Source organism: Alistipes shahii WAL 8301, from assembly GCF_025145845.1.
In the GTDB taxonomy this organism is placed as follows: domain Bacteria; phylum Bacteroidota; class Bacteroidia; order Bacteroidales; family Rikenellaceae; genus Alistipes; species Alistipes shahii.
On record NZ_CP102253.1, the window covers coordinates 2,597,072 to 2,619,865 of the forward strand.

The window sequence follows — 22,794 nt, forward strand, 5'->3', positions numbered from 1 at the left end:
CTTCTTTTGGATTAGAATTGGTATTGAACGCCGATTTTCGCCATCCGCTGCAACGGGTAGGACAGGCCGTGGCCGCCGCCCTTTTCGGGGTCCCAGTAGTCGAACGGGGAGATGACGAAGAGGTTGTTGCCCGACAGGTAGACGCGGAGTTTCTTGATGGTGTAGCCCAGCTCCACGGTTTTCAGGCGCAGGTATTTGGCGTCGTGGATGTAGAAGGTCGAACTCTGGGTGTTGTTGGAGCTTAACTGCGAGGTCAGGCGCGGATAGGCCGCGTCGGCGCGGTTGTTGTCCTCCGACCAGTGGTTGTCGGCGATGTACTGCGTGATGCCGTAGCCGAAGTGCGAGGCGTCGCAGAACGGGTGCATGTTGTACATCCGCAGCGATACGTTGGATGCGCCCTGGAACATGAACGAGAAGTCGAGCCTGCGCCACTTCACCGTCGCGCCGATGCCGTACTGGATTTCGGGAACGGTCGGGCTGCCGGCCGTCGTCACGTCGTTGCCGTCGACGATGCCGTCGCCGTTCAGGTCGCGGTACTTGATGTCGCCGACCGTGTAGTTGCCGAACCGCTGTTTGGGCGAGTTGTCGATCTCCTCCTGCGAGGTGAACAGCCCGTCGGCGACCAGCACGCCGGTGATGGCGTTGACCGGATGTCCCACGACCGACATGTAGTCGTACATCAGGTCGCCTTCATCCTTCTCGACCACTTCGTTGCGCGAGAAGGTGAACGTGCCGCGCAGGCTCAGCGACCAGTCCTTGTTGAACTGCTTGTTGTAGACGGCCGAAAGGTCGACGCCGTGCGATTTCACACGTCCGATATTGCCGTAGGGCGTAACGCCCAGCAGGCCCGTCGACGAAGGCAGCGAGGTGCGCCGCATGAAGATGCCCGTACGGTCTTCGGTGAAGTAGGCGGCTTCGATGTTCAGCGCGTTGAACAGTCCCAGTTCGAGACCGACGTCGAGTTTCTTGGCCTCCTCCCACGTCGCGTTGGGGTTGCCGTAGGTGGTGATCTTCGGGCCTTTGCCCTGGGAGTTCCAGTTGTAGTAGAATCCCGATTCTTCGCCCATGGCCACGATGGAGCGGTAGGGGAAGCGCTCGCCCAAGGCGTCGTTGCCCGCCAGACCGTACGATACGCGGATCTTCAGGTTGCTGACCGTCTTGCGGATGCCGTCCCAGAACGACTCGTTGGAGATCACCCAGCCGGCCGCCGCCGAGGGGAAGAAACCCCAGCGTTTGCCGGGAGCGAAGTTCTCCGAGCCGTTGTAGCCGAAACTGGCCTCGAACAGGTAGCGGTTGTCGAATCCGTAGGTCACGCGGCCCGCCATGCCCTGCTCGCGGTAGGGCAGCAGGTTCTCCTCGCTCGTGCCGGCGATGTTGTTCTTCTTCTCGTTCATGCGGTAGACGAACATGGCTCCCACGTCGTGTTTGCCGAATTTGCGGGCGTAGTTCAGCGAGGCTTGCAGCGCGTAGCGGCGGTGGCCGCCGTTGCCGTCGGTGCTGGTCAGGTAGGTCGTGCCCGTGTCGCCGATCGAGTTGGTGATGAGATTGGCCGTGCCGTCGGGGTTGAGCGAACTGCCGTCCTCGACCTTGAAATAATAGGGGGTTGCCGTGCGGTAGGTCGCCGAATAGGTGTAGTTGTAGAATGACGCCGTGAGGTTGGCGCTCAAGCCCTTGGTGAAGAAATCCAGGTTCTGGTCCAGCGTGAAGGCCGTCGTCATGTAGGAGTAGTAGCGCTTGCCGTAGCCGCGGGACAGCTTGGCCAGCGGGTTGAGGTCGGTGGCGCCGGTGTCCCACGAGGCGTTGTTGCCGTAGCGCACGAACGTGTCGCCCTCCTCGGCCGGGAGCGTGGCCGGGAAACGTACCGGATTGGCGCGCATCGAGTAGTAGAACAGGTTGCCGATGTCCTCGATCGGACGGGTGTTGTACTCCAGCTGGGCGTTGACCTTGATGCCGACGACCGTCGTCTTGGTGATGTTGGCGCTGACGTTGCTCTGGAAGATGTATTTCTGGTGGTTCATCTTCACGTCGTAGGGGTTCTGCTCGATGTCGGCGATGATGCCGTTTTCGTTCGAAACCGCTGCGTTGAGGAAGTAGCTGACCTTACGGCCGCCGCCGCGGATGTTGAGGTTGAGGTTCTGGTTGACCGAAAAATCCTTGAACATCAGGTCGTACCAGTCGTTGTTCGGATAGAGGTACTTGTTGAGCCCCGCCTTCGTGCCGTTGATCTTGTCGGCCGAGTAGAACGGCTGGTAGGCGTGGAGCGTTCCGGTCTCCTTGGCGGTGTTGAAGACGGCCTCGTTGTAGAGCTGCATGTAGGTCACGCCGTCGGCCACCTGCTGTACCATCGTGGGCATCGAGAAGGTGTTTTCCAGACGGACCGAGACGTTCATCTTCTCCGAGTTGCGGCCGTTTTTCGTGTTGATGAGGATGACGCCGTTGGCGCCGCGCGAACCGTAGACCGAGGTCGCCTGGGCGTCCTTGAGCACCGAGAACGACTCGATCGACTCGGGAGGCATGTTGTTGAGCATGTTGCTCAACACCTCCACGCCGTCGAGGATGATCAGCGGCGCGTTGCTCGACCCGAAGGTCGAAATGCCGCGGATGTAGAACGAGGCGCTGTCGTAGCCGGGTTCGCCCGAGGTCTGGCGCGAGATCATGCCGGCGATGTTGCCGGCGAACGCCGTGGTCAGCGAGCTGGAGGTGATATTCAGGTCGGAGGGTTTTACGGAGGTGATCGAGGCGACCATCGACTCCTTTTTCTGCGTGCCGTAGCCGATGACCACGACTTCGTCGAGCGCGTTGCTCTGCTCGGCGAGCGATACGAGTTTGAACAGCTCGGTGTCCTCGACGTGGAGTTTCTTCGTGTCGAAACCGACATACGAGAAGGTCACGTATTTCGATTTGGCGGGAATGGTGAAGGTGTACGAGCCGTCGCCGTTGGTGATCGTGCCGGCCGTCGTTCCTTCGACGTAGATCATCACGCCGGCCAGCGGGGAGTTGTCGGTGCCGGAGATCACCGTGCCGCTGACCGTTTGGGCGACGTCGCGCGAACCGCTGGCGGCCTGGTAGATGCGGACCTGCGTACCGCCGACCGAATACTGAAGGCCGACGTCGGGCAGGATCTGGTCGAGAATCCGGTTTGCGCTTACGTTTTTCTCCCTGACCGTTACGACCTTGGTCAGGATCGGTTTTACTTCATCCGCATAGATGAACCGCAGATCGCTCTGCGCCTCGATGGATTCGAGGATCTCCCGGATGCTTGCATCGGCTGCATCTACCGTTACATAAATGCTCCGGATTTGTGCGAGGAGATTTCCCCCCCCCACGCGAGGCATAGGGTTCCGGACAGCAGCAGCGCGGCGACGAATCGCAGGACTGCCGGAAAATGCCCGTTCCCGGGTGCTTTTTGGCGAGTTTCTTCCATAATGGTTTTAATTGGTTCTGGTTGGTAATTGGTTTGGTTTCGAAATACAGAGTGCATGGTTTGGACCGTTTTTTGGGCCGGATGTGTGTGTTTTGTAGGAGCAAATTGAATTTAAGGGTTTTGTGGACTATTCCATTTGCAAATATAGAAATTATGCAATAAAATGCAAGCATTTCTTTGATTTTGATTTTTTCTTTTTGGAAGAAGGAGTGTTTTGAATCGAAATTGATGCGCCTGCGTCGCTTCCGGGCGTCGTTTGCCGGGCGCGGGGTGCGTTCTTCGGAAAAAATGGTTACTTTTGCCGAAAACAATCCGGCATGGAACAGCACGAAACCGACGAAAAATTCATGCGCCTGGCACTAAACGAGGCGCAAAAGGCGTTAAAACAACAGGAGGTGCCCATCGGTGCGGTCGTCGTGGCCGGCGGTGCGGTGATCGGGCGGGGGCACAACCTCGTCGAAACCCTGGCCGACCCCACGGCCCACGCCGAGATGCAGGCCCTGACGGCCGCTGCCGCGACGCTCGGGGGCAAGTATTTGCAGGAGTGCACGCTCTACGTCACGGTCGAGCCGTGCATCATGTGCGCCGGGGCGATCGGATGGGCGCAGGTGAGCCGCGTGGTGTGGGGCGCCGACGATCCCAAGAAGGGCTTCCGGCGTTACTCCGAGGCGGTGTTCCACCCCAGAACGACCGTGGCGCGGGGGGTGCTCCGGGAGGAGTGCGAGGAGTTGATGAGCGGTTTTTTCGCGGGTTTGCGCGGATAGATTTGGTAAAAAAGGAATTTTTTTTATACTTTTGCATCCAACGCGTTTCGGACAGGGGCGCATGAACTGAAAAACTTATAAAATCGAATAGAAAAGCAATGAAAAAGTTATTTGTATCGGTTGTCGCGCTGTTGGCGGCGGTGTCGCTCTCGGCGCAGGATGTTACTGCAATCTACAACGAAGCCGCAGCAGCTTTCGGCGCCAAGGATTTCGCAGGCGCGGCCGCGAAGTTCGAACAGGTGATCGAGCAGGGGCTGGACAGCGAGGAGGCTGCGTCGCTGGTGGCCACGGCCAAGACGACGCTTCCCAAATGCTACTTTATGATGGGCGGCGGAGCGATCCGGACCAAGAACTACGACGAGGCGCTGAAGAATTTCACCAAATCGGCGGAGCTGGCCGAACTCTACGGCGACATGAGCCAGATGGCCAAGGCCAACGGCTGGGTGGCCAAGATCTATCAGATCCAGGGTGGCGACGCTTTCAACAACAAGGACTATGCGACCGCCGCAGGCGTGTTCGAGAAGGGCTACAAGGCCGACCCGGACAATACCGCGATGGCGCTGAACCTCGCCATGAGCTACTGCGAGATGGGCGAGTACGAGAAGGGTATGGACATCTACGAGGCGGTGGCCGCCAAGACGCACCCCAAGTATGCCGATGACGCCGCCAAGGCCAAGGAGATGATCGCCCTCTACACCAATAACAAGGTGGCCACGCTCCAGGCTGCCAACGATTTCGACGGTATCATCGCGATGGCCGACGCGCTGCTGGCGAAGAACGCCGAAAACGCTCTGGCACAGAAGGTCCGCTTGCAGGCCTATGCCAGCAAGAAGGATTACAACAAGGTGATCGAGCTGGGCGAGGCTGCCGCCAAGGTGCAGACCGATCCCGAGGATGTGAGCCTGATGTACCTGACGCTGGGCGCCGCCTACAACGCCAAGGAGATGAAGCCGCAGGCCATCGAGGCCTTCCGGAAGGTGACGGCGGGACCGGCTGTCGAGAGTGCGAAAGCCGCGTTGGCCGAACTGACCAAATAGCCTGCGGGCCGCAGGAGGAAGAGGGCGGCCTGCCGGGTTTTCCGAAGGGCCGCAGACAGTGAGCCTCCGGCCCCATGAAATAAACCGCAGAGCGGGTTCCGGATTTCCGGAACCCGCTTTTTCGTGCCGGAGCGGGGGGCTGGTTCAGCGTTCTGACGGCTCTTCGGGTGCGGCGTTTCGAAGGGCGTTTTCCCGAATACGGACCAGTCCGCTGCGCGTCAGCGGCGTGCGGCCGCAGAGGGCTTCGAACGCCGCTTCGTCCATGCCGAGCCACGTCGCGGCGTCCATCGCCAGCGGGTCGAACACGGCATCGAACGCCGCGTTGCGGTGCTGCGGGGCGCGGCGGTTCCAGGGGCAGAGGCTCTGGCACGCGTCGCAGCCGAAGATCCAGCCGTGAAGGTCCGTTTGACCGGGCTGTTCCCGCTCGATGGTGCGGCACGAGATGCAGCGGCCCGTGTCGATGGTCCGGTCCGGGGCGACGGCTCCCGTGGGGCAGTTGTCGATGCAGCTGCGGCAGGTTCCGCAGCGCGACCCTTCGAACGGCGCGTCGTAGCGGTCGGTCTCTTCGGTGAGAATCAGCTCGCCCAGCACGACGTAGCTCCCGTATTGCGGCGTGACGAGCAGCGACTGTCGGCCGATCCACCCCAGCCCGGCCTCTACGGCCAGCTGCTTTTCGGCCAGCGGCGCGGTGTCGACGAAGGCGCGGCCTCCCAGACCGGGGTGCGCCGCGCGCAGGGCGTCGAGCATCCCGCCGAGCATCGTCCGGAGGGTGGCGTGGTAATCCGCCGCGCAGGCGTAGGAGGCCACCTTCGTCCGGTGCCCGGGCGGATAGCCCTCGCCGACGCGGTTTTTGTACGACACGGCGCAGACCACGGCCGTGCGTGCGCCTTCGACCAGCCGGCGCGCGTCGAAGCGTTTGTCGACGTTGCGTTCCAGATAGCCCAGCGACGATTGGCGGCCGCGGGCCAGCCATGCGCGGAACAGCGTCTCGTTTTCGGCCAGATGGCGGCACGGGGCGATGCCGCAGAGGTCGAACCCTGCGCCGGCGGCGAGCCGTTTGATGTACAGATGGTCGATCATCGTGATAATTTATGTCAAAAATAGTGTTTTTTAGCCGGAAATTAGTAATTTCGCCCCGAACTTTTGCGTTATCCGAACGTAGCTAAAAAAGAACACATGATGACTATCAATACACTGTACGAACTGGTCCGCAACAGCGTGGAGAAGTTCGCGTCGAAAGTCGCTTTCTCGATGTACGAGGGCGATGACGTGACTTATGCCGAGGTGGGCCGTCGTATCGCCAGGGTGCAGGAAATCCTCACCGGAGCGGGGCTTCGCGCCGGGGACAAGGTGGCTCTCCTGAGCAGCAACATGCCCAACTGGGGCATCAGCTATTTCGCCGTCACGTCGGCGGGCATGGTGGCCGTGCCGATCCTGCCCGACTTCTCGGACGAGGAGCTGGACATGATCATCGAGCATTCGGAGGCCAAGGCCCTGCTCGTGTCGGACAAACTTTTCACCAAGCTCTCGAAGCAGACCATCGAGCGGCTCAACGTGGCGGTCCGCACCAAGAACCTCGGCGTCATCTCGCAGCGCGTCCGCGGGGAAGGCTCGACGGGCGTTCCCCGGCCCGACGACCTGGCCGTGATCATCTACACGTCGGGAACCACTTCGAAGCCCAAGGGCGTGATGCTGACCCATGCGGCGCTCTGCGCGCAGGTCGACATCTCCGCCTCGATCTTCCCGGTCGACGGCGGCGACACGTTCCTTTCGGTGCTGCCCCTCTCGCACACCTACGAGTGCTCCATCGGCATGATCTATCCCTTCTCGATGGGTGCGCGGGTGGTCTACCTCGACCGTCCGCCCACGGCCTCGGCGCTGATGCCCGCCCTGCGTGCGATCCGCCCGACGGTCATGCTGATCGTGCCGCTGATCATCGAGAAAATCTACCGCCACCAGGTGCTCGCCAAGTTCAATTCCAACTCCTTCTGGCGCACGCTCTACCGCATCGGCTTCATGCGCCGCTACCTCCACCGCGTCGCGGGCGGGAAACTGATGAAGCTCTTCGGCGGCCGCCTGCGCTTCCTGGGAATCGGGGGTGCAAAACTCGACGGCGGGGCCGAGAAATTCCTGCTCGAAGCCCGCGTCCCCTATGCCATCGGCTACGGGCTGACCGAGACCGCACCGCTGCTGGCCGGCGCGGCCCCTTCGATGGTGCGGCTGGGATCGACCGGTCCCCAGGCCCCGGGCGTCGAACTGCGGCTGGAGAACGTCAACCCCGAGACCCGTCAGGGCGAGATCGTGGCCCGCACGCCGAGCGCGATGGTGGGCTATTTCAAGAATCCCGAGGCTACGAAGGAGGTTTTCACGGCCGACGGATGGTTCCGCACGGGCGACCTCGGGGAGCTGGACAAGGACGGCTGGCTCTACATCAAGGGCCGTCTGAAGAACATGATCGTGGGTCCCGGCGGCGAGAACATCTATCCCGAGGACATCGAGACGGTGCTTAACTCGCACGTCTGCATCGCCGATTCGATCGTCACGGAGCAGGAGGGCCGCCTGATCGCCCTGGTGCACTTCAACCGCGAGGAGATCGAGTCGATGATCGACGACTGGCGCGAGGAGTGGGAGAGCAAGAAGGAGGCCTGGGAGGCCAAGACCGAACAGCTGAAGAAGGAGATCATGGATTTCGTCAACGCCAAGGTCAACCGTTTTTCGCGGATCTCGGAGGTCGTCGAGGAGAAGGAGGATTTCATCAAGACCCCCACGCACAAGATCAAGCGTTTCCTTTACAACAAGAACAAGAACGGCCAGACTCCGGACCAGCCTGCCGCCGGAAAATAAGCAAAGCCCCCGCTCCGAGAGCGGGGGCTTTTTCTTAATCCGGAGCAGCCGGAGCGTTTCCGCGGGGCGGTCGGCTTTCGGCGAGGGACCGAGGCGCTTTCGAGGAGCCGCCTCACTTGAGGTAGATGCCGTGGGCGGCGCACTCGGCGATCATCCGCTCGGGCCAGATGCTGACCTGGACTTCGCCGATATGGGCGCAGCGCAGATAGAACATGCAGAGGCGCGACTGGCCGATGCCGCCGCCGATCGAGAGCGGCAGCCGTCCTTCGAGCAGCAGGCGGTGGAACTCCATTTCGCGCCGCTCGGGACATCCGCAGATCGCAAGCTGGCGTTCGAGGGCCTCGGCGTCGACGCGGATGCCCATGCTCGAAAGTTCGAAGGCGCTCTCCAGCACCGGGTTCCACACGATGATGTCGCCGTTGAGCCCTTTGTAACCGCCTTCGGTCGGGGTGCTCCAGTCGTCGTAGTCCGGGGCGCGTCCGTCGTGCCGCTGCCCGTCGGAAAGTTCGCCGCCGATGCCGATGAGGAACAGCGCGCCGTATTTGCGGGCCGCCGCCTGCTCGCGCTCCTTGGGCGTCAGCGCAGGGAACTCCTGCAACAACTCCTCGGCCTGCAGGAATGTGATTCGCTCGGGCAGTATGGGCGTGATGTGCGGATAGAGTTCGTAAACCTCCTCCTCGACGGCTTTCATCGCCTCGTAGATCGTTTCGACGATCGCTTTCAGGAAGTTCAGGTTGCGCTCTTCGGGGCGCATCGTGCGTTCCCAGTCCCACTGGTCGACGTAGAGCGAGTGGATGTTGTCCAGTTCCTCGTCGGCGCGGATGGCGTTCATGTCGGTGTACAGCCCGTATCCCGGGGCGATCTTGTAGGTCCCCAGTTTCATGCGTTTCCATTTGGCCAGCGAGTGCACCACCTCGGCCCGGCGGTCGCCCAGATCGCGGATCGGGAACGACACGGCGCGCTCCACGCCGTTCAGGTCGTCGTTGATGCCCGTGCCCGAAAGGACGAACAACGGCGCCGTGACGCGGCGTAGGCGCAGGCGGCGGGCCAGCATGTCGGGAAAAATCTCCTTGAGATAGGTGATGGCCTGCTCCATCGTTTCGGGAGCGAGCTTGGCCGTATAGTCTTCCGGAATGAAAAGCGGCATAAGTTCAGGGTTTGGATTCGTGAAAAACGGTTTATTTTGCAAATATAGTGAAAGGTGAGGGCAATTGGGAGTGTTCAGGCTCAAAAAATGTCGGTTTTAACCGCGGAACCGGATTTTGGCCTGCCCGAAATCCGTTCCGGGTGGGCGGCAGCATAAAAATAACGCACGTAACAGAAGCGTTACGTGCGTTATTTCATTTCCGGTTCCGGTTATTTCGCGGCGGGCAGCAGCGCCGAGTCGGGCTGCTGGCGTTTGTCGCCCACGTCGATCAGGTTCTCCTCGGAGACCCCCAGCGAACGGTAGTAGTCGTTCAGTTCGGCCACCACCTCCTTGCGGTCGGCGTAGCTGGCCAGGTAGTAGATGTCGCCCAGCTGGTCGAGCTTCTCGTCGATAAGGCCCGAGACCATGTCGCCCTGCGCCCCTTCGAAACGGAGGTAGTGCTCGATGTATTCGATCAGCGTCTGGGCATACTCCCTCAAGAGGGCGTCGCCCTTCGCGGCGGCTTCCTTGTCGCCCATGGCCGAAGCGGCGTAATAGGCCTCCAGGAAGGGGTAGGTGTTGGTGTCGGTGAAGCGCACCTGCGAGGTCGGCATCCGCTCCAGCCCCAGGTCGAGCAGCTCGACGGCCTCTGCGACGCGGTTCTGCCGCAGCAGCTCCTTGGCCACGCGGGCGAAGGCGTCGCGGGCGTGCGAGGCCGAAAGGTTGTACTGGATGAAGTAGTCGGCGTAGACCCGCGGGTCTTCGAGGTTGCCGTAGCGGAACGTGTCGCGCAGCAGCGGCGCGGCGTAGTCGGCGTCGATGCGTCCGATCTCGTAGGGGTTCTGCGTCGGGGTGAGGATCGGCACCAGGCGGTAGGCGTAGCCGTCGAACTGGAGGTAGTCCATCAGCCCGAAGTCCTGGAGAATGTAGACCTGCGTCATGTAGATCGGGCGTTTCCAGTCGAAGTTGGCCAGCATGTCGAGGATCATCAGCTGGTTCTTGTCCAGCGAATTCTTCTTGATGTTGATGAACACCGTGTCGACCATCTTGTCGCGGTCCTTTTCGGCCACGATGCCCGACGCCAGGGCGTTCTCCTTGTTCACCGGCAGGGCGATGCGCTTGGCGGGGATGTAGTCGGCCAGCGTGCCGTCGGCGAGTTTGACCTTGCTGCGGGGGTCGTCGCTGCGCACGAAGTCGATCACCTCCTTGATCTCCACCGGGCGGTCGATGCTGTTGGTGACGTAGATCATGTCGTTGTTGAAGGTGTACTTGTGCTTGGGCAGCGAGAAGGGGACGCCGGGGGCGTCGTTGGCCTTGGTCTTCATCTCGTCGATGTACCACTCGCCGCCGAGGTAGGAGGTGTTCATAATCCGCACGTCGGGGCGCACGCCGTAGACCTCCTGATTGTTCCACAGCGGGAAGGTGTCGTTGTCGCCGTAGTTGAGGATGATCGAGTTGGGGAGCGTCGACTGGAGGTAGTTCCAGCCGATGTCGCGGGCCATCGTGCGGTGCGAACGGTCGTGGTCGTCCCAGTTCTGGGCCGCGAGGATGGCCGGGACGCTCATTGCGACGACCGTTGCCGCGGCTGCCGTCGCCACGTTGTCGCGCTTCGAGAGCCGGGCGATCAGGTCGCGCAGGGCCAGCACGCCGAATCCGATCCAGATCGAGAATGCGTAGAACGATCCCGCATAGACGTAGTCGCGTTCGCGCGGCTCGCCGGGCGAGGTGTTGAAGTAGAAGACCAGCGCGATGCCCATCATCACGAACAGCCACAGCACGATCGAGAAGTTGCGCTGGTCGCGGTTCAACTGGTAGACGAGTCCGATGAGTCCCAGCAGGAAGGGGAGGAAATAATAGGTGTTCCGGCCCTTGTTTTCGGCGATTTCGCGCGGCAGGTTGTCCTGCGGGCCGACGTATTTCTCGTCGATCCAGCGGATACCCGAGAGCCAGTTGCCGTCGGTGATCGTCGTGCGCGAAGGCTGTATGTCGCTCTGGCGTCCCACGAAGTTCCACATGAAATAGCGCCAGTACATGTACGAAAGCTGGTAGTTGAAGAAGAAATGGACGTTTTCCCAGAACGTCGGTTCGGTGACCGTGCGGGTTTCGCCGTAGGAGTCGGTGTAGGCCCGTTTGCGTCCGAAGTCGAGCGTCTCGCCGCGCATGGGACGCCCCTGTGCGTCGCGCAGGACCTCGCCCTTGTCGTCGCGCAGCGTCTCGGTCTTGGTGCGGTAGGCGGCCCACTCCTTGTAGGCCTTTTCACCCTTCGAGTAGTTCCACATGCGGGGGAAGAGCTGCATGAACTCCGGAGCGTGGGTGTAGCCCGTGAGCACCGTGGCGGTCTTGTACTTGCCGTCCTCGTCCAGATACCACACCTTCTTCTCCTTCACGCCCTCGGGGGGAGCCGAATACTGCGCGCCGTACAGCAGCGGGCGGTCGCCGTACTGGTCGCGGTTCAGGAGCGACAGCAGGGCGTGGGGGTTGTTGGGGTTGTTGGAGTTCATCGGCGGGTTCGCCGCGGCGCGGATGGTCACCGAGGCGTAGGAAGAGTAGCCGACGAGAATCATCGTCGTCGAGAGCAGGATGATGTTGAGCAGCACGCGGCCCCGTTTGTGGGCGGCCCATGCGGCCCATCCCAGGCCGATGATCAGCGCCAGCGCGAAGAGCGTGATGCCCGAGTTGACCGGCAGGCCGAACGTGTTGACGAACAGCGTGTCGATCTGCGCCCCGATCCAGACGGTGTAGGGGATGATGATGTTGTTGACGAAGACGATCATCGCCCCGGACACGAGCGTCGAGAGGGCGATGCCTCGCCAGGTCACCGTGGCGGTCTTGCGGAAGTAGTAGATGAAGACCAGCGCGGGGATGCAGAGCAGGTTGAGGATGTGCACGCCGATCGAGAGTCCCATCAGGTAGGCGATCAGCACGATCCAGCGCGAGGAGTGGGGTTCGTCGGCCTGCTCCTCCCATTTGAGCATCAGCCACACGACCAGCGCCGTGAACATCGACGAGAGCGCGTAGACCTCGCCCTCGACGGCCGAGAACCAGAACGTGTCGGTGAAGGTGTAGGCCAGGGCCCCGACGGCTCCGGCGCCCAGGACGGCCCATGTGTTGGCGGCGGTGAGCTGCGCGCCGTCGCGCGTCACCAGACGCCGTGCCAGGTGGGTGATGGTCCAGAACAGGAACAGGATGCAGAAGGCGCTGGCCAGCGAGTTCATGGCGTTGACGGCGATGCCCACGTAGTCGGGGTTTCCGAAGGCGAAGAGCGTGGCCAGGCGCGCCAGCATCATGAACAGCGGTGCTCCGGGCGGGTGTCCCACTTCGAGTTTGTAGGACGTCGCGATGAACTCTGAGCAGTCCCAGAGGCTTGAGACGGGTTCCATCGTCATCAGATAGACCATCGCCGCGACGGCGAATACGGCCCAGCCCGTGATGTTGTTCCAGCGTTTGTAAAAGTGCATATCCGAGAAAACTTTTTTCGTAACTACTTATCGTGCAAAAGTAATGATTTAACGCGTTTTTTCCAACCTTATTACGCGAAATGCGTTTACAGCCACCTTTTCCACCATTTTTTCTGCGGGGCCTCGGCCGTTGCCGCCGGCGCGGCGATGGCGGCGGCAGCCGCTGCGGACCCGGCGGCGTTCCCCGACCCTCCGCGTTTGCGGCGGCGGGACGGCTTTGCCGAAGGGGCCGGAGCCGGGTTGGGGGCGTTTTTCGGCGCTGCGGTGGCGGCGGATTTGTTCCCGGCGGCTTTCGCGGCGTTGCCGGAGCCTTGCTTCGGGGCTTGCCCGCGCGTCGCGTCGGCGGGGCGGGAGGCGGTTTTTCCGGCCGGCTCGATGGGCGTTCCCGGTGCGGGACGCGTGCCCCGTCTGCGACGCGGGCGCGACGGGCGGGAAGTCGCCCCGGCCTCGGGCTGCGCCGGATTTTGCGCAGACTGCGGCGTCTTCGCGGCATTGCGGGCGGCCTTCTGCTCCGTGTTGCGGGCCGGCCGCTGCGCAGGCTGCTGTCCGGCGTCCGCATCCCGGGCGGGACGCTGTGCGGATTTGGCTCCGGCGTTCCGGGCCGGTTTCGGCTCCTGGGTGCGGGCGGGACGCTGTGCGGCCTTCTGCGCGGGTTTCCGCGCCGGGGCGGCCTTGCGCAGGGCATATTCCGGAACCGGTCCCTCGGTGGGGATCGTAAGTCCGGTGAGTTTCTGGATGTCGCAGAGATACTCGAACTCGTCCTCCGAGCAGAACGACCACGCCGCGCCCTCGTGTCCCGCGCGGCCCGTGCGGCCGATGCGGTGGACGTAGGTTTCGGCCACCTCCGGCAGTTCGTAGTTGATCACCAGCGGCAGCTGGTCGATGTCGATGCCGCGGGCGGCGATGTCGGTGGCGATCATCACCCGGCACTCGCCCGACTTGAAATCGTTCATGGCCTTCACGCGGGCGTTCTGCGACTTGTTGCCGTGGATGGCGCACGACCGGATGCCGGCCCGGTTCAGGATTTTGGCCAGCTTGTCGGCGCCGTGCTTCGTGCGCGAGAATACGAGCACCTGCTGGGCGTCGGATGCCGAGAGCAGGTCGATCAGCAGCTGGCTTTTTTCGGCTTTTTCGGCGAAATGGACCGTCTGCGCGATGGTCTCGACCACCGACGCCGGGGGCGTGACGGTGACCAGCACCGGGTTGCGGAGGATTTTCGCGGCCAGCGCGGCGATCGACTCGGGCATCGTGGCCGAGAAGAAGAGCGTCTGACGCCGTTCGGGAAGCAGCGGCAGGATGCGGCGGATGTCGTGGATGAAGCCCATGTCCAACATGTGGTCGGCCTCGTCGAGCACGAAGAAACGGATCGTGTCGAGCGTCACGTAACCCTGCCCGATCAGGTCGAGCAGGCGGCCCGGGGTGGCCACCAGCAGGTCCACGCCCTTCTGGAGCGCGTCGACCTGCGGACGCTGGTTGACGCCGCCGAAGATCACGCAGTGGCGGATGGGGGTGTAGCGGGCGTAGTCGCGGCAGCACTCGTCGATCTGGATGGCCAGTTCGCGCGTCGGGGTGAGCACCAGGGCGCGGATCGGGCGGCGTCCCTTGGGGGCCGGTTCGGCGGCTAAAAGTTGGAGCATCGGCAGCGTGAAAGCTGCGGTTTTGCCCGTTCCGGTCTGGGCGCAGCCCTGGAGGTCGCGGCCTTCGAGTACGGGAGGAATGGCTTGTTGCTGAATGGGGGTGGGATCTGTGTACCCCTTTTCTCCGATGGCGCGCAACAGCGGCTCGGAGAGTCGTAAGTCTTGAAATTTCATAATAATCGGCGTAAAGGTACGATTTATTTTTCGGTTTCCGTGTAAAAATTCGTACCTTTACCCGTTCAAAACGTTAATTTGCGATTATGGATTCCAAACTCGTACTTTACAATACGCTCACCCGCCGCAAGGAGGTCTTCGAGCCGCTCGTTCCGGGCCGCGTGGGCATGTATGTCTGCGGTCCCACGGTCTACGGCGATCCGCATCTGGGCCACGCCCGGCCCGCCGTGACGTTCGACCTGCTGTTCCGTTACCTCAAGGCTTCGGGCTACAAGGTGCGCTACGTGCGCAACATCACCGACGTGGGCCATCTGGAGCACGACGCCGACGAGGGCGAGGACAAGATCGCCAAGAAGGCCCGGCTCGAACAGCTGGAGCCGATGGAGGTGGCGCACTACTACACGGAGCGTTACCACCGGGCGATGGACGCGCTCAACGTCGAGACCCCCTCGATCGAACCCTATGCCTCGGGACACATCATCGAGCAGATCGAGTTCGTGAAGAGGATTTTGGCCGACGGCTATGCCTACGAGGCGAACGGTTCGGTCTACTTCGACGTGGAGAAGTACAACGCCAAATACAACTACGGCAGGCTGTCGGGGCGCAACCTCGACGACATCGTCGCCAACACGCGCGAGCTGGACGGGCAGTCGGACAAACGCCACTCCTACGACTTCGCGCTGTGGAAGAAGGCGTCGCCCGAGCATATCATGCGGTGGCCGTCGCCCTGGGGCGAGGGTTTCCCGGGCTGGCACATGGAGTGCTCGGCGATGTCCACGCGCTACCTCGGGGAGCGTTTCGACATCCACGGCGGCGGCATGGACCTGATGTTCCCGCACCACGAGTGCGAGATCGCGCAGTCGACCGCCGCGTTGGGCCACGATTCGGCCCGCTACTGGCTGCACAACAACATGATGACGGTCAACGGGCAGAAGATGGGCAAGTCGCTGGGCAACTTCATCACGCTGGAGGAGTTCTTCACCGGGTCGCACCCGAAGCTTTCGCAGGCCTATTCGCCCATGACGATCCGTTTCTTCGTGCTCCAGGCCCACTACCGCTCGACGCTCGATTTCTCGAACGAGGCCCTGCAAGCCGCCGAGAAGGGGCTGGACCGCCTGATGAAGGGCATCGAGACGCTCGGGAAGATCAAACCCGCGGAGGTCTCGACGGTCGATCCCGCCGAGCTGGAGACGCGCTGCGCCGAGGCGATGGACGACGACCTGAACTCGCCGATGGTCATTTCGGCGCTGTTCGACTGGGTGCGTACGATCAACCAGCTGGCCGACGGCTCGCAGACGATCACGGCCGCCGACCTCGCGGCGCTGACGGCTACCGTGCGTCGCTACGCTTTCGACATCTTGGGCCTGCGCGACGAGAAGGCCGCCGGGACGGCTTCGGGGCGCGACTACGTGACGCCGCTGGTCGAGATGCTTTTGGACGAACGCCTGAAAGCCCGCGCGGCGAAGGACTGGGCCGCCTCGGACCGCATCCGCGACGGACTCACGGCCGCCGGCATCCGCGTCAAGGACCGCAAGGACGGCACGGACTGGGAACTGGAATAAAACGCCTGCTGGTATGGGGAATCCGGACAAGATCGTAGCCGTCGGACTGGGCGAGGTGCTTTACGACCACGATGTCGTGACGGACGAATATACCTTCGGCGGCGCGCCGGCCAATTTCGCCGATCATTTCCTCAAGTGCTCCCGGCTGATTTCCGGCCCGGATGCGGCGGAGGTGCATGTGGTCAGCGCGGTCGGGGACGATGAGCGCGGCCGCGCGGTGTCGGCCGAACTGGAGGCCCGCGGGCTTTGCGACGGGCTTTGCCGCGTCGGGGAGCTGCCTACCGGCGTCGTCGACAAACGCCGGGATGCCGCCGGGGTCAACGCCTACGAGATTCTGCCCGGCGCATGGGATGCAATGACGTGGTCGGATGCGCTGGCCCGGCTGGCCGCCCGGACCGATGTGGTCTGCTTCGGTTCGCTGGCGCAGCGCAGCGCGGCGTCGCACGCTACCGTCGTCCGGTTTCTCGACGGGGTGATTCGCCGGGAGCGGCCGACGCTGCGCGTGTTCGACGTCAACCTGCGGCAGGATTTCTTCTCGCGGGAGGTGCTGGAGGAGTCGATGGCTCGCTGCAATATTTTGAAGATCAGCGACGAGGAGGCTCCGCGCGTGGCCGGATGCCTGACCGGATGTCCCGCCGCCGATCCGGGCGGGCTGTGCCGGGAGTTGCTCGACCGCCGGGAGAATCTCGAAATGGTCATCCTCACCGAGGGCGCCGAGGGCAGCCGCGTGTTCACCCGGAACCGGATTTCGGCCTATGTGATTCCCCGCGGGGAACGTGTCCGCCCTGTCGACACGGTCGGTGCGGGCGATTCGTTCACGGCGGCGTTTTGCGCGATGCTGGCCGCCGGGTACGACATCTGGCCGGCCCAGGCGTTCGCGTCGAAGGTCGCGGCTTTCGTCTGTTCGTGCGCGGGCGCCACGCCGGAGTACCCGGCCGCGGCGAAAACGGAATTTTCAGGGAATTTGTAACGTTTTATCTGATAAGGACAGAGACATGGAGACATACCGGTACAATACCTTGCGGTTTTTCAGGGTGCAGTTCGGCCTGCCCGCCCGGATGCCTTTGGAGTGGTGCGTCGTACGGGAGACCTCGCGTGCGGGCAGCGAATTGCGGCTCGGCGTCGCGCTGAAAGGAACGGGGCTGTACATCGACGTGGCGATGCGGCGGTTCTTCTCGCAGGTCGACATTCCGCTCATCGAGCGCCGCTGCTACCCGGCCGAGCGGATCAGCCGGGGGAATGACTACGAATACCGGAGCGCCGAAGGGTGGAGCTTCACTTGCCCCAAGCATTACATTTGCGATATTTATTACCCCGCGCGATTCAGCCGCGAACTGCTGGCGCATAGCGTGCTGTGAGGCAGCCCCGGGCGTGCGCGTCGTACGTGCGGGCCGGTAATGGAATTTTTAAGGAAATATAACTTATGACGGAGATAAAATCGGCGGCTTTGGAGCTTGGAACCGAGCGAATCCGGAAGCTGCTCGTGCAATATGCCGTGCCGGCGATCATCGCCATGACGGCCTCGTCGCTCTACAACATGGTCGACAGCATCTTCATCGGCCACGGGGTCGGGCCGCTGGCCATCTCGGGCCTTGCGCTGACCTTCCCGCTGATGAACCTCGCCGCGGCGTTCGGTTCGCTGGTGGGCGTGGGCGCCGCGACGCTGATTTCGATGCGCCTGGGCCAGCGCGACTACGAAACGGCCCAGCGGGTGCTGGGCAATGTGCTGGTGCTCAATCTGATCATCGGCATAGCGTTCGGCCTCGTGGCGCTTCTGTTCCTCGATCCGATCCTCTATTTCTTCGGGGCCAGCGAGGCCACGATCGGCTATGCCCGCGAATACATGACCGTCATTCTGCTGGGCAACGTGGTCACGCACATGTATCTGGGTCTGAACTCCGTGCTGCGCGCCTCGGGGCATCCCCGCAAGTCGATGTACGCCACGATCAACACCGTGGTCATCAATACGATCCTCGACCCGCTGTTCATTTTCGGTTTCGGCTGGGGCATCCGCGGAGCGGCTATCGCCACGGTGCTGGCGCAGGTCATCTCGCTCGTGTGGCAGCTGCGCATCCTTTCGAACAAACAGGAGCTTCTCCACTTCCGCCGCGGCATCTACCGCCTGCGGAAGAAGATCGTGCGCGACATGCTGGCCATCGGCATGTCGCCCTTCCTGATGAACCTCGCGGCGTGCTTCATCGTCATCCTCATCAACAAGGGGCTGAAGGAGTACGGCGGCGACCTGATGATCGGCGCCTACGGCATCGTCAACCGCCTGGCGTTCTTCTTCGTGATGATCGTGCTGGGCGTCAACCAGGGCATGCAGCCCATTGCGGGTTACAACTTCGGCGCGAAGCAGTACGACCGCGTGATGCACGTGCTGAAGCTGACGATGATCGGCGCGACGTGCGTCACCACCGCGGGATTCCTCCTCGGCGAGTTCATGCCGCGCCTGGCCGTGGGAATGTTCACCTCCGACGAGGAGCTGATCCGCCTGGCGGTCGAAGGCATGCGCATCGTCTTCTTCTGCTTCCCGATCATCGGTTTCCAGATGGTGGCCACCAACTTCTTTATGAGCATCGGCATGGCCGGCAAGGCGATCTTCCTGTCGCTGTCGCGCCAGCTGCTGTTTCTGATGCCCGGACTGATCTTCCTGCCGCACATTTTCGACGTCTGCACCGAGTGGAACGGCAGCTGGGGCGTGTGGTGCTCGATGCCGCTGTCGGACTTCCTGGCTTCGCTGGTGGCTTTCTTCATGCTGACTTACCAACTGCGGAAATTCCGGGCCATCGGTGCGGAAAACGCCGCCAAAGAGGGATAGGACTATGGAACAATTCGTCATCAACATCGGCCGCCAGCTGGGCAGCGGCGGCAGGACCGTCGGGGAGATCATCGCCCGCAGGTTGGGCGTGAAGCTCTACGACAAGGAGCTGATCAACCTGGCGGCGCGCGAGAGCGGCATCTGCCCCGAGTTTTTCGAGAAGGCCGACGAGAAGGAGTCGCGCGGCGTGATTTCGACCGTGGTCGGCTACCTGCGGGCGCCGTTCGTGGGCGACGACGGGGGCGTGACGAACGTGCTGTCGAACGACGCGCTGTTCAAGATTCAGAGCGACGTGATCCGCGCCGTCGCGGCGCGTGAATCGGCGGTTTTCGTGGGCCGCTGTGCCGATTACATCCTGCGCGAGAATCCGCGCTGCGTCAATGTCTTCCTCACGGCCGACGATGCCGACCGCATCGGCCGCATCCGCCGCCGGCAGGGATGCACCGCGGAGGAGGCCCGCGCGATGATGGAGCGCGTCGACGCCCGGCGCGCCTCGTATTACAACTATTACAGCTCGCGGACGTGGGGCGAGGCGGCGACCTACCACCTCTGCGTCAGCACCTCGCCGCTGGGCGACGAGGGCACGGCGGATTTCATCCTGGAGTTCGCCGCACGGAAACTGAACATGAAATTTTGAGCATATTATGGTACTTGCGGAACAGATCAAGGAGATCGAACAGCGCCGGGAAGCGCTGGAACGCTGTTTGGACATCGACCAGAAGCGCATCGACCTGCGCAACGAAGAGGAGAAAACCCAGGAGCCGAACTTCTGGGACAACCCCGACAAGGCGCGCGAGCAGCTGCGCAAGGTGGCGGGGATCAAGGCATGGGTCGAGGATTACGACGCCATTCGCAAGGATGCCGAGGACCTTCAGCTGATGCCCGACTTCGTGAAGGAGGGCGTGGTCAGCGAGGAGGAGATGGACGCCCACTACGCCGCGACGCTCGAAAAGATCGAAAAACTCGAAATGCGCAACATGCTGCGCCGCGACGAGGACAAACTCGGGGCCATTCTCGACATCAACGCCGGGGCGGGCGGCACGGAGGCGCTCGACTGGGCGTCGATGCTCATGCGCATGTACACCCGCTGGGGCGAGGCCCACGGCTATAAGGTCAAGGTGCTGGACTTCCAGGCCGGCGACGAAGTCGGGGTGAAATCCTGCACGCTGGAGTTCGAGGGGGAATACGCCTACGGCTACCTCAAGAGCGAGAACGGCGTGCACCGCATGGTGCGCCTGTCGCCGTTCAACGCCAACAACAAGCGTCAGACCACGTTTGCGTCGGTGTTCGTATCGCCGGCCGTCGACGACACGATCGAGATCACGGTCAATGCCGCCGACATCGAGTGGGACACGTTCCGTTCGTCGGGCGCCGGAGGGCAGAACGTCAACAAGGTGGAGACGGCCGTGCGCCTGCGCTACCACGCGAAGGACCCCGACACGGGCGAGGCGATCGAGTACCTGATCGAGAACATGGAGACGCGCTCGCAGCTGATGAACCGCGAGAACGCCATGCGCATCCTCCGCTCGAAACTCTACCAGCGCGAGCTGGACAAGCGTATGGCGACGCAGCAGGCGCTGGAGGCTTCGAAGAAGAAGATCGAGTGGGGTTCGCAGATCCGCTCGTACGTCTTCGACGACCGCCGCGTGAAGGATCACCGCACGGGCGTGCAGACTTCGGCCGTGGAGTCGGTGATGGACGGCGACCTGGACGCCTTCATCAAGGCCTATCTGATGGAATACGGCGCGCAGGCGTAGGGATTATTCCTCCCAATGATAAAGTCCGCCCACTTCTTTCCAGCCCGAATGCGTCTTATGTAGAAGGACGCCGCTGCCGTTGTACTCTTCCACTACCTCGGCAACGGCCTTGTCGAGTGATTTGTTCAGGACGATGTATCCGATTGCGGGGATTCCGAGATGCCATCCTTCCCAATGCCCGTTGATGACGTACCAGTAGTTTTGCAGGAAACGCATCCGCTTCCGGCCCGATTCTGCGGATGTCCGCTCTTCGTCGGGCCAGTATCCGTTTTTCTCCAGAAACAGTTCGAGAGCATCCTTGTATTCATCGGTGAGATAGAGCTGTTTTAACCCCGCTTGCCGGATTTGCGGTCGGAAATCGTCCAAAACCCTGTAATAGGCTCCCGCTTTGCGGAGAAGGTAAAATCCGTCGGTCGGAAATGTGGGAGGAGGGGAGCTTTCGTAATAATAATCGAACATGCCGTCCTCTGCGACACAGAACGTCAATTGCGATTGGATAACGACGTAGCGGTAGGCCGAATCGCTCCGGAAACCCCTCGGACGAAGCGTCGGGTCGGGATTGAAGAGGGTGGTAAAGAGATTGTAAACGTTACGCAGCGTGTCGTTCTGGTTGTCCGGAGCCGATGCGTTGGACGTATATTTCCGATGCCATGTCTCCAGAAACTCCTCCATCCCCGGTCCCGATTTGCAGGAATAGATTGAGTCGAGTTCCTGGGCTAACTCTTTTGCCCGGGATGGAGCGTAGCGAAAATCCGTATTGTCCGCCTCCGAGGGCAGCGCATCTTTCGTTGCCCAAAGGAAATAGCCTCCGATGAAACAGACAACCAGAAAAGACAGGGCCGGGAAAAGGTTCAGCTCGGAGCGATCCGTTTTACGAAGGTTCATGGCAGAGGCGCTTTTCCGCAAAGATAGCATTTTTCGGTGCAAAATATTATCTTTGCTCTATGAAGCGATCTGTTTTTATCCTTGTATTCACCATTTTTGCAGCCTTCGCCGCTCCGGCGCAGGTGAACGTCGGCATGACCGACACGGCGTCCTATTACCCGCTGCTGCGGGGGCGGCGCGTGGCCGTGCTGGCCAACCAGACCTCCGTGGCGGAGCTGCCCGGCGCGCCGGGGGCCGATGCCTCCGGGCGGGTGCATCTGGTCGACCTGCTCCACGGCGAAGGGTTTGCCGTCGCGGCGATCTTCTCGCCCGAGCACGGATTCCGCGGCACGGCCGATGCCGGGGAGCGGGTCGCAAGTTCGGTCGACGCCCGGACGGGCATTCCCATCCGCTCGCTCTACGACGGCAACGCGAAACGGCCTTCGGACGAGGCGATGCGCTCGTTCGACGTGCTGGTCGTCGACATGCAGGACGTGGGTCTGCGCTTCTATACCTATTATATCTCGATGCTGCGGATGATGGACGCCTGCGCCGATTTCGGCCGCCTGGTCGTGGTGCTCGACCGCCCCAATCCCAACGGGCATCTTGTCGACGGACCCGTTCTCGACATGAAGTACAAATCGGGCGTCGGGGCGATTCCGGTCCCCGTGCTCCACGGACTGACGATGGGCGAAATCGCCCGCATGGCCGTTGGCGAAGGGTGGGCGAAGCCGTGCGACCTGACGGTCGTGAAGTGCCGCAACTACACCCATGCCACCGAATACCTCTTGCCCGTCGCTCCGTCGCCCAACCTTCCGACTGCGCGCGCCGTCTATCTCTATGCCGCGCTGTGCCCCTTCGAGGGCACGGTCGTGAGCCTCGGACGCGGAACGGACTGCCCGTTCGAAATCTACGGACATCCCGATATGACCGGACGCGCCTTTTCCTTTACGCCGCGCCCCACGGCCGGGGCCAAACATCCGCCGCTCGAAGGCCGGCTGTGCCACGGCGTCGACCTGCGCGGCATGCCGCTCTCCGAGGCCCGCGAAGTGGGATTCTCGCTGCGCTACGTGATCGACGCCTACCGCGATCTGGGGCTGGGGGACAGGTTCTTCACCCCGATGTTCGAAAAGCTGGTCGGTGCGGGATGGGTGCGCGGGATGATCGTGGCCGGGGCTTCGGAGGAGGCGATCCGCGCCCGCTGGGTTCCCGATGTGGAACGCTACCGCGAAAAGCGGGTGCAGTACTTGCTTTACGAATAGAATGATGGGGTTTTACGTCATTGCGAGGAGCTGCAGGCGACGTGGCAATCCGAAAAAAACGCAG

At 62.2% G+C, this 22,794-nt stretch carries 15 protein-coding genes and 1 pseudogene; 10 read left to right on the forward strand and 6 right to left on the reverse strand.

Going from position 1 to position 22,794, the window contains the following annotated elements:
* Positions 1-11: 11 nt before the first annotated feature.
* Complete coding sequence (locus tag NQ492_RS10990; RefSeq protein WP_083810240.1) at positions 12-3,335, reverse strand: TonB-dependent receptor; 3,324 nt, start codon at positions 3,333-3,335, stop codon at positions 12-14.
* A 406-nt stretch (positions 3,336-3,741) separates the two neighbouring features.
* Here NQ492_RS10990 and NQ492_RS10995 point away from each other — a divergent pair, with 406 nt between their 5' ends.
* Positions 3,742-4,188 carry a nucleoside deaminase gene (locus tag NQ492_RS10995; protein WP_015547577.1) on the forward strand — a complete coding sequence of 149 codons (447 nt, stop codon included), beginning with the start codon at positions 3,742-3,744 and terminating at the stop codon, positions 4,186-4,188.
* A 98-nt stretch (positions 4,189-4,286) separates the two neighbouring features.
* Positions 4,287-5,225, forward strand: coding sequence for a tetratricopeptide repeat protein (locus tag NQ492_RS11000; protein WP_022062114.1), 939 nt, complete (start codon positions 4,287-4,289; stop codon positions 5,223-5,225).
* Positions 5,226-5,369: 144 nt separating this feature from the next.
* Here NQ492_RS11000 and queG read toward each other — a convergent pair whose 3' ends face one another.
* Complete coding sequence (queG, locus tag NQ492_RS11005; RefSeq protein ID WP_015547578.1) at positions 5,370-6,305, reverse strand: tRNA epoxyqueuosine(34) reductase QueG; 936 nt, start codon at positions 6,303-6,305, stop codon at positions 5,370-5,372.
* 99 nt (positions 6,306-6,404) lie between these two features.
* Here queG and NQ492_RS11010 point away from each other — a divergent pair, with 99 nt between their 5' ends.
* Positions 6,405-8,069: an AMP-binding protein gene (locus NQ492_RS11010; protein ID WP_044054835.1), complete on the forward strand. Its 1,665-nt coding sequence runs from the start codon at positions 6,405-6,407 to the stop codon at positions 8,067-8,069.
* A 112-nt stretch (positions 8,070-8,181) separates the two neighbouring features.
* Here NQ492_RS11010 and asnA read toward each other — a convergent pair whose 3' ends face one another.
* The 3 genes and pseudogenes from asnA to NQ492_RS11025 all read right to left on the reverse strand — a co-directional run.
* A complete protein-coding gene (gene asnA, locus NQ492_RS11015; RefSeq protein WP_083810241.1) occupies positions 8,182-9,216 on the reverse strand; it encodes an aspartate--ammonia ligase in 1,035 nt (344 codons plus the stop codon).
* A 209-nt stretch (positions 9,217-9,425) separates the two neighbouring features.
* On the reverse strand, positions 9,426-12,653 hold the full coding sequence (locus NQ492_RS11020; protein ID WP_015547580.1) for a glycosyltransferase family 117 protein: 3,228 nt from the start codon (positions 12,651-12,653) through the stop codon (positions 9,426-9,428).
* 719 nt (positions 12,654-13,372) lie between these two features.
* Positions 13,373-14,464, reverse strand: a pseudogene (locus tag NQ492_RS11025) (DEAD/DEAH box helicase); the annotation flags it as partial.
* A gap of 86 nt (positions 14,465-14,550) precedes the next feature.
* On the opposite strand from NQ492_RS11025, the gene cysS reads away from it, so the two are divergent.
* The 6 genes from cysS to prfB all read left to right on the forward strand — a co-directional run bounded on the left by cysS (position 14,551) and on the right by prfB (position 20,604).
* Positions 14,551-16,026 carry a cysteine--tRNA ligase gene (gene cysS, locus NQ492_RS11030; protein ID WP_015547581.1) on the forward strand — a complete coding sequence of 492 codons (1,476 nt, stop codon included), beginning with the start codon at positions 14,551-14,553 and terminating at the stop codon, positions 16,024-16,026.
* A 13-nt stretch (positions 16,027-16,039) separates the two neighbouring features.
* A complete protein-coding gene (locus NQ492_RS11035; RefSeq protein WP_015547582.1) occupies positions 16,040-16,996 on the forward strand; it encodes a carbohydrate kinase family protein in 957 nt (318 codons plus the stop codon).
* A gap of 25 nt (positions 16,997-17,021) precedes the next feature.
* Positions 17,022-17,384, forward strand: a complete 363-nt coding sequence (locus NQ492_RS11040; RefSeq protein ID WP_015547583.1) for a hypothetical protein — start codon at positions 17,022-17,024, stop codon at positions 17,382-17,384.
* Between the two features lie 65 nt (positions 17,385-17,449).
* Positions 17,450-18,847 (forward strand): MATE family efflux transporter, encoded by a 1,398-nt coding sequence (locus tag NQ492_RS11045; protein WP_015547584.1) that lies wholly within the window; start codon positions 17,450-17,452, stop codon positions 18,845-18,847.
* 4 nt (positions 18,848-18,851) lie between these two features.
* Positions 18,852-19,484, forward strand: a complete 633-nt coding sequence (locus NQ492_RS11050) for a cytidylate kinase-like family protein (protein WP_015547585.1) — start codon at positions 18,852-18,854, stop codon at positions 19,482-19,484.
* A 7-nt stretch (positions 19,485-19,491) separates the two neighbouring features.
* Positions 19,492-20,604 carry a peptide chain release factor 2 gene (gene prfB, locus NQ492_RS11055; protein ID WP_015547586.1) on the forward strand — a complete coding sequence of 371 codons (1,113 nt, stop codon included), beginning with the start codon at positions 19,492-19,494 and terminating at the stop codon, positions 20,602-20,604.
* A gap of 3 nt (positions 20,605-20,607) precedes the next feature.
* Here prfB and NQ492_RS11060 read toward each other — a convergent pair whose 3' ends face one another.
* On the reverse strand, positions 20,608-21,489 hold the full coding sequence (locus NQ492_RS11060) for a hypothetical protein (RefSeq protein WP_044054521.1): 882 nt from the start codon (positions 21,487-21,489) through the stop codon (positions 20,608-20,610).
* Between the two features lie 59 nt (positions 21,490-21,548).
* On the opposite strand from NQ492_RS11060, the gene NQ492_RS11065 reads away from it, so the two are divergent.
* Complete coding sequence (locus NQ492_RS11065) at positions 21,549-22,730, forward strand: exo-beta-N-acetylmuramidase NamZ family protein (RefSeq protein WP_044054522.1); 1,182 nt, start codon at positions 21,549-21,551, stop codon at positions 22,728-22,730.
* Positions 22,731-22,794: the final 64 nt, after the last annotated feature.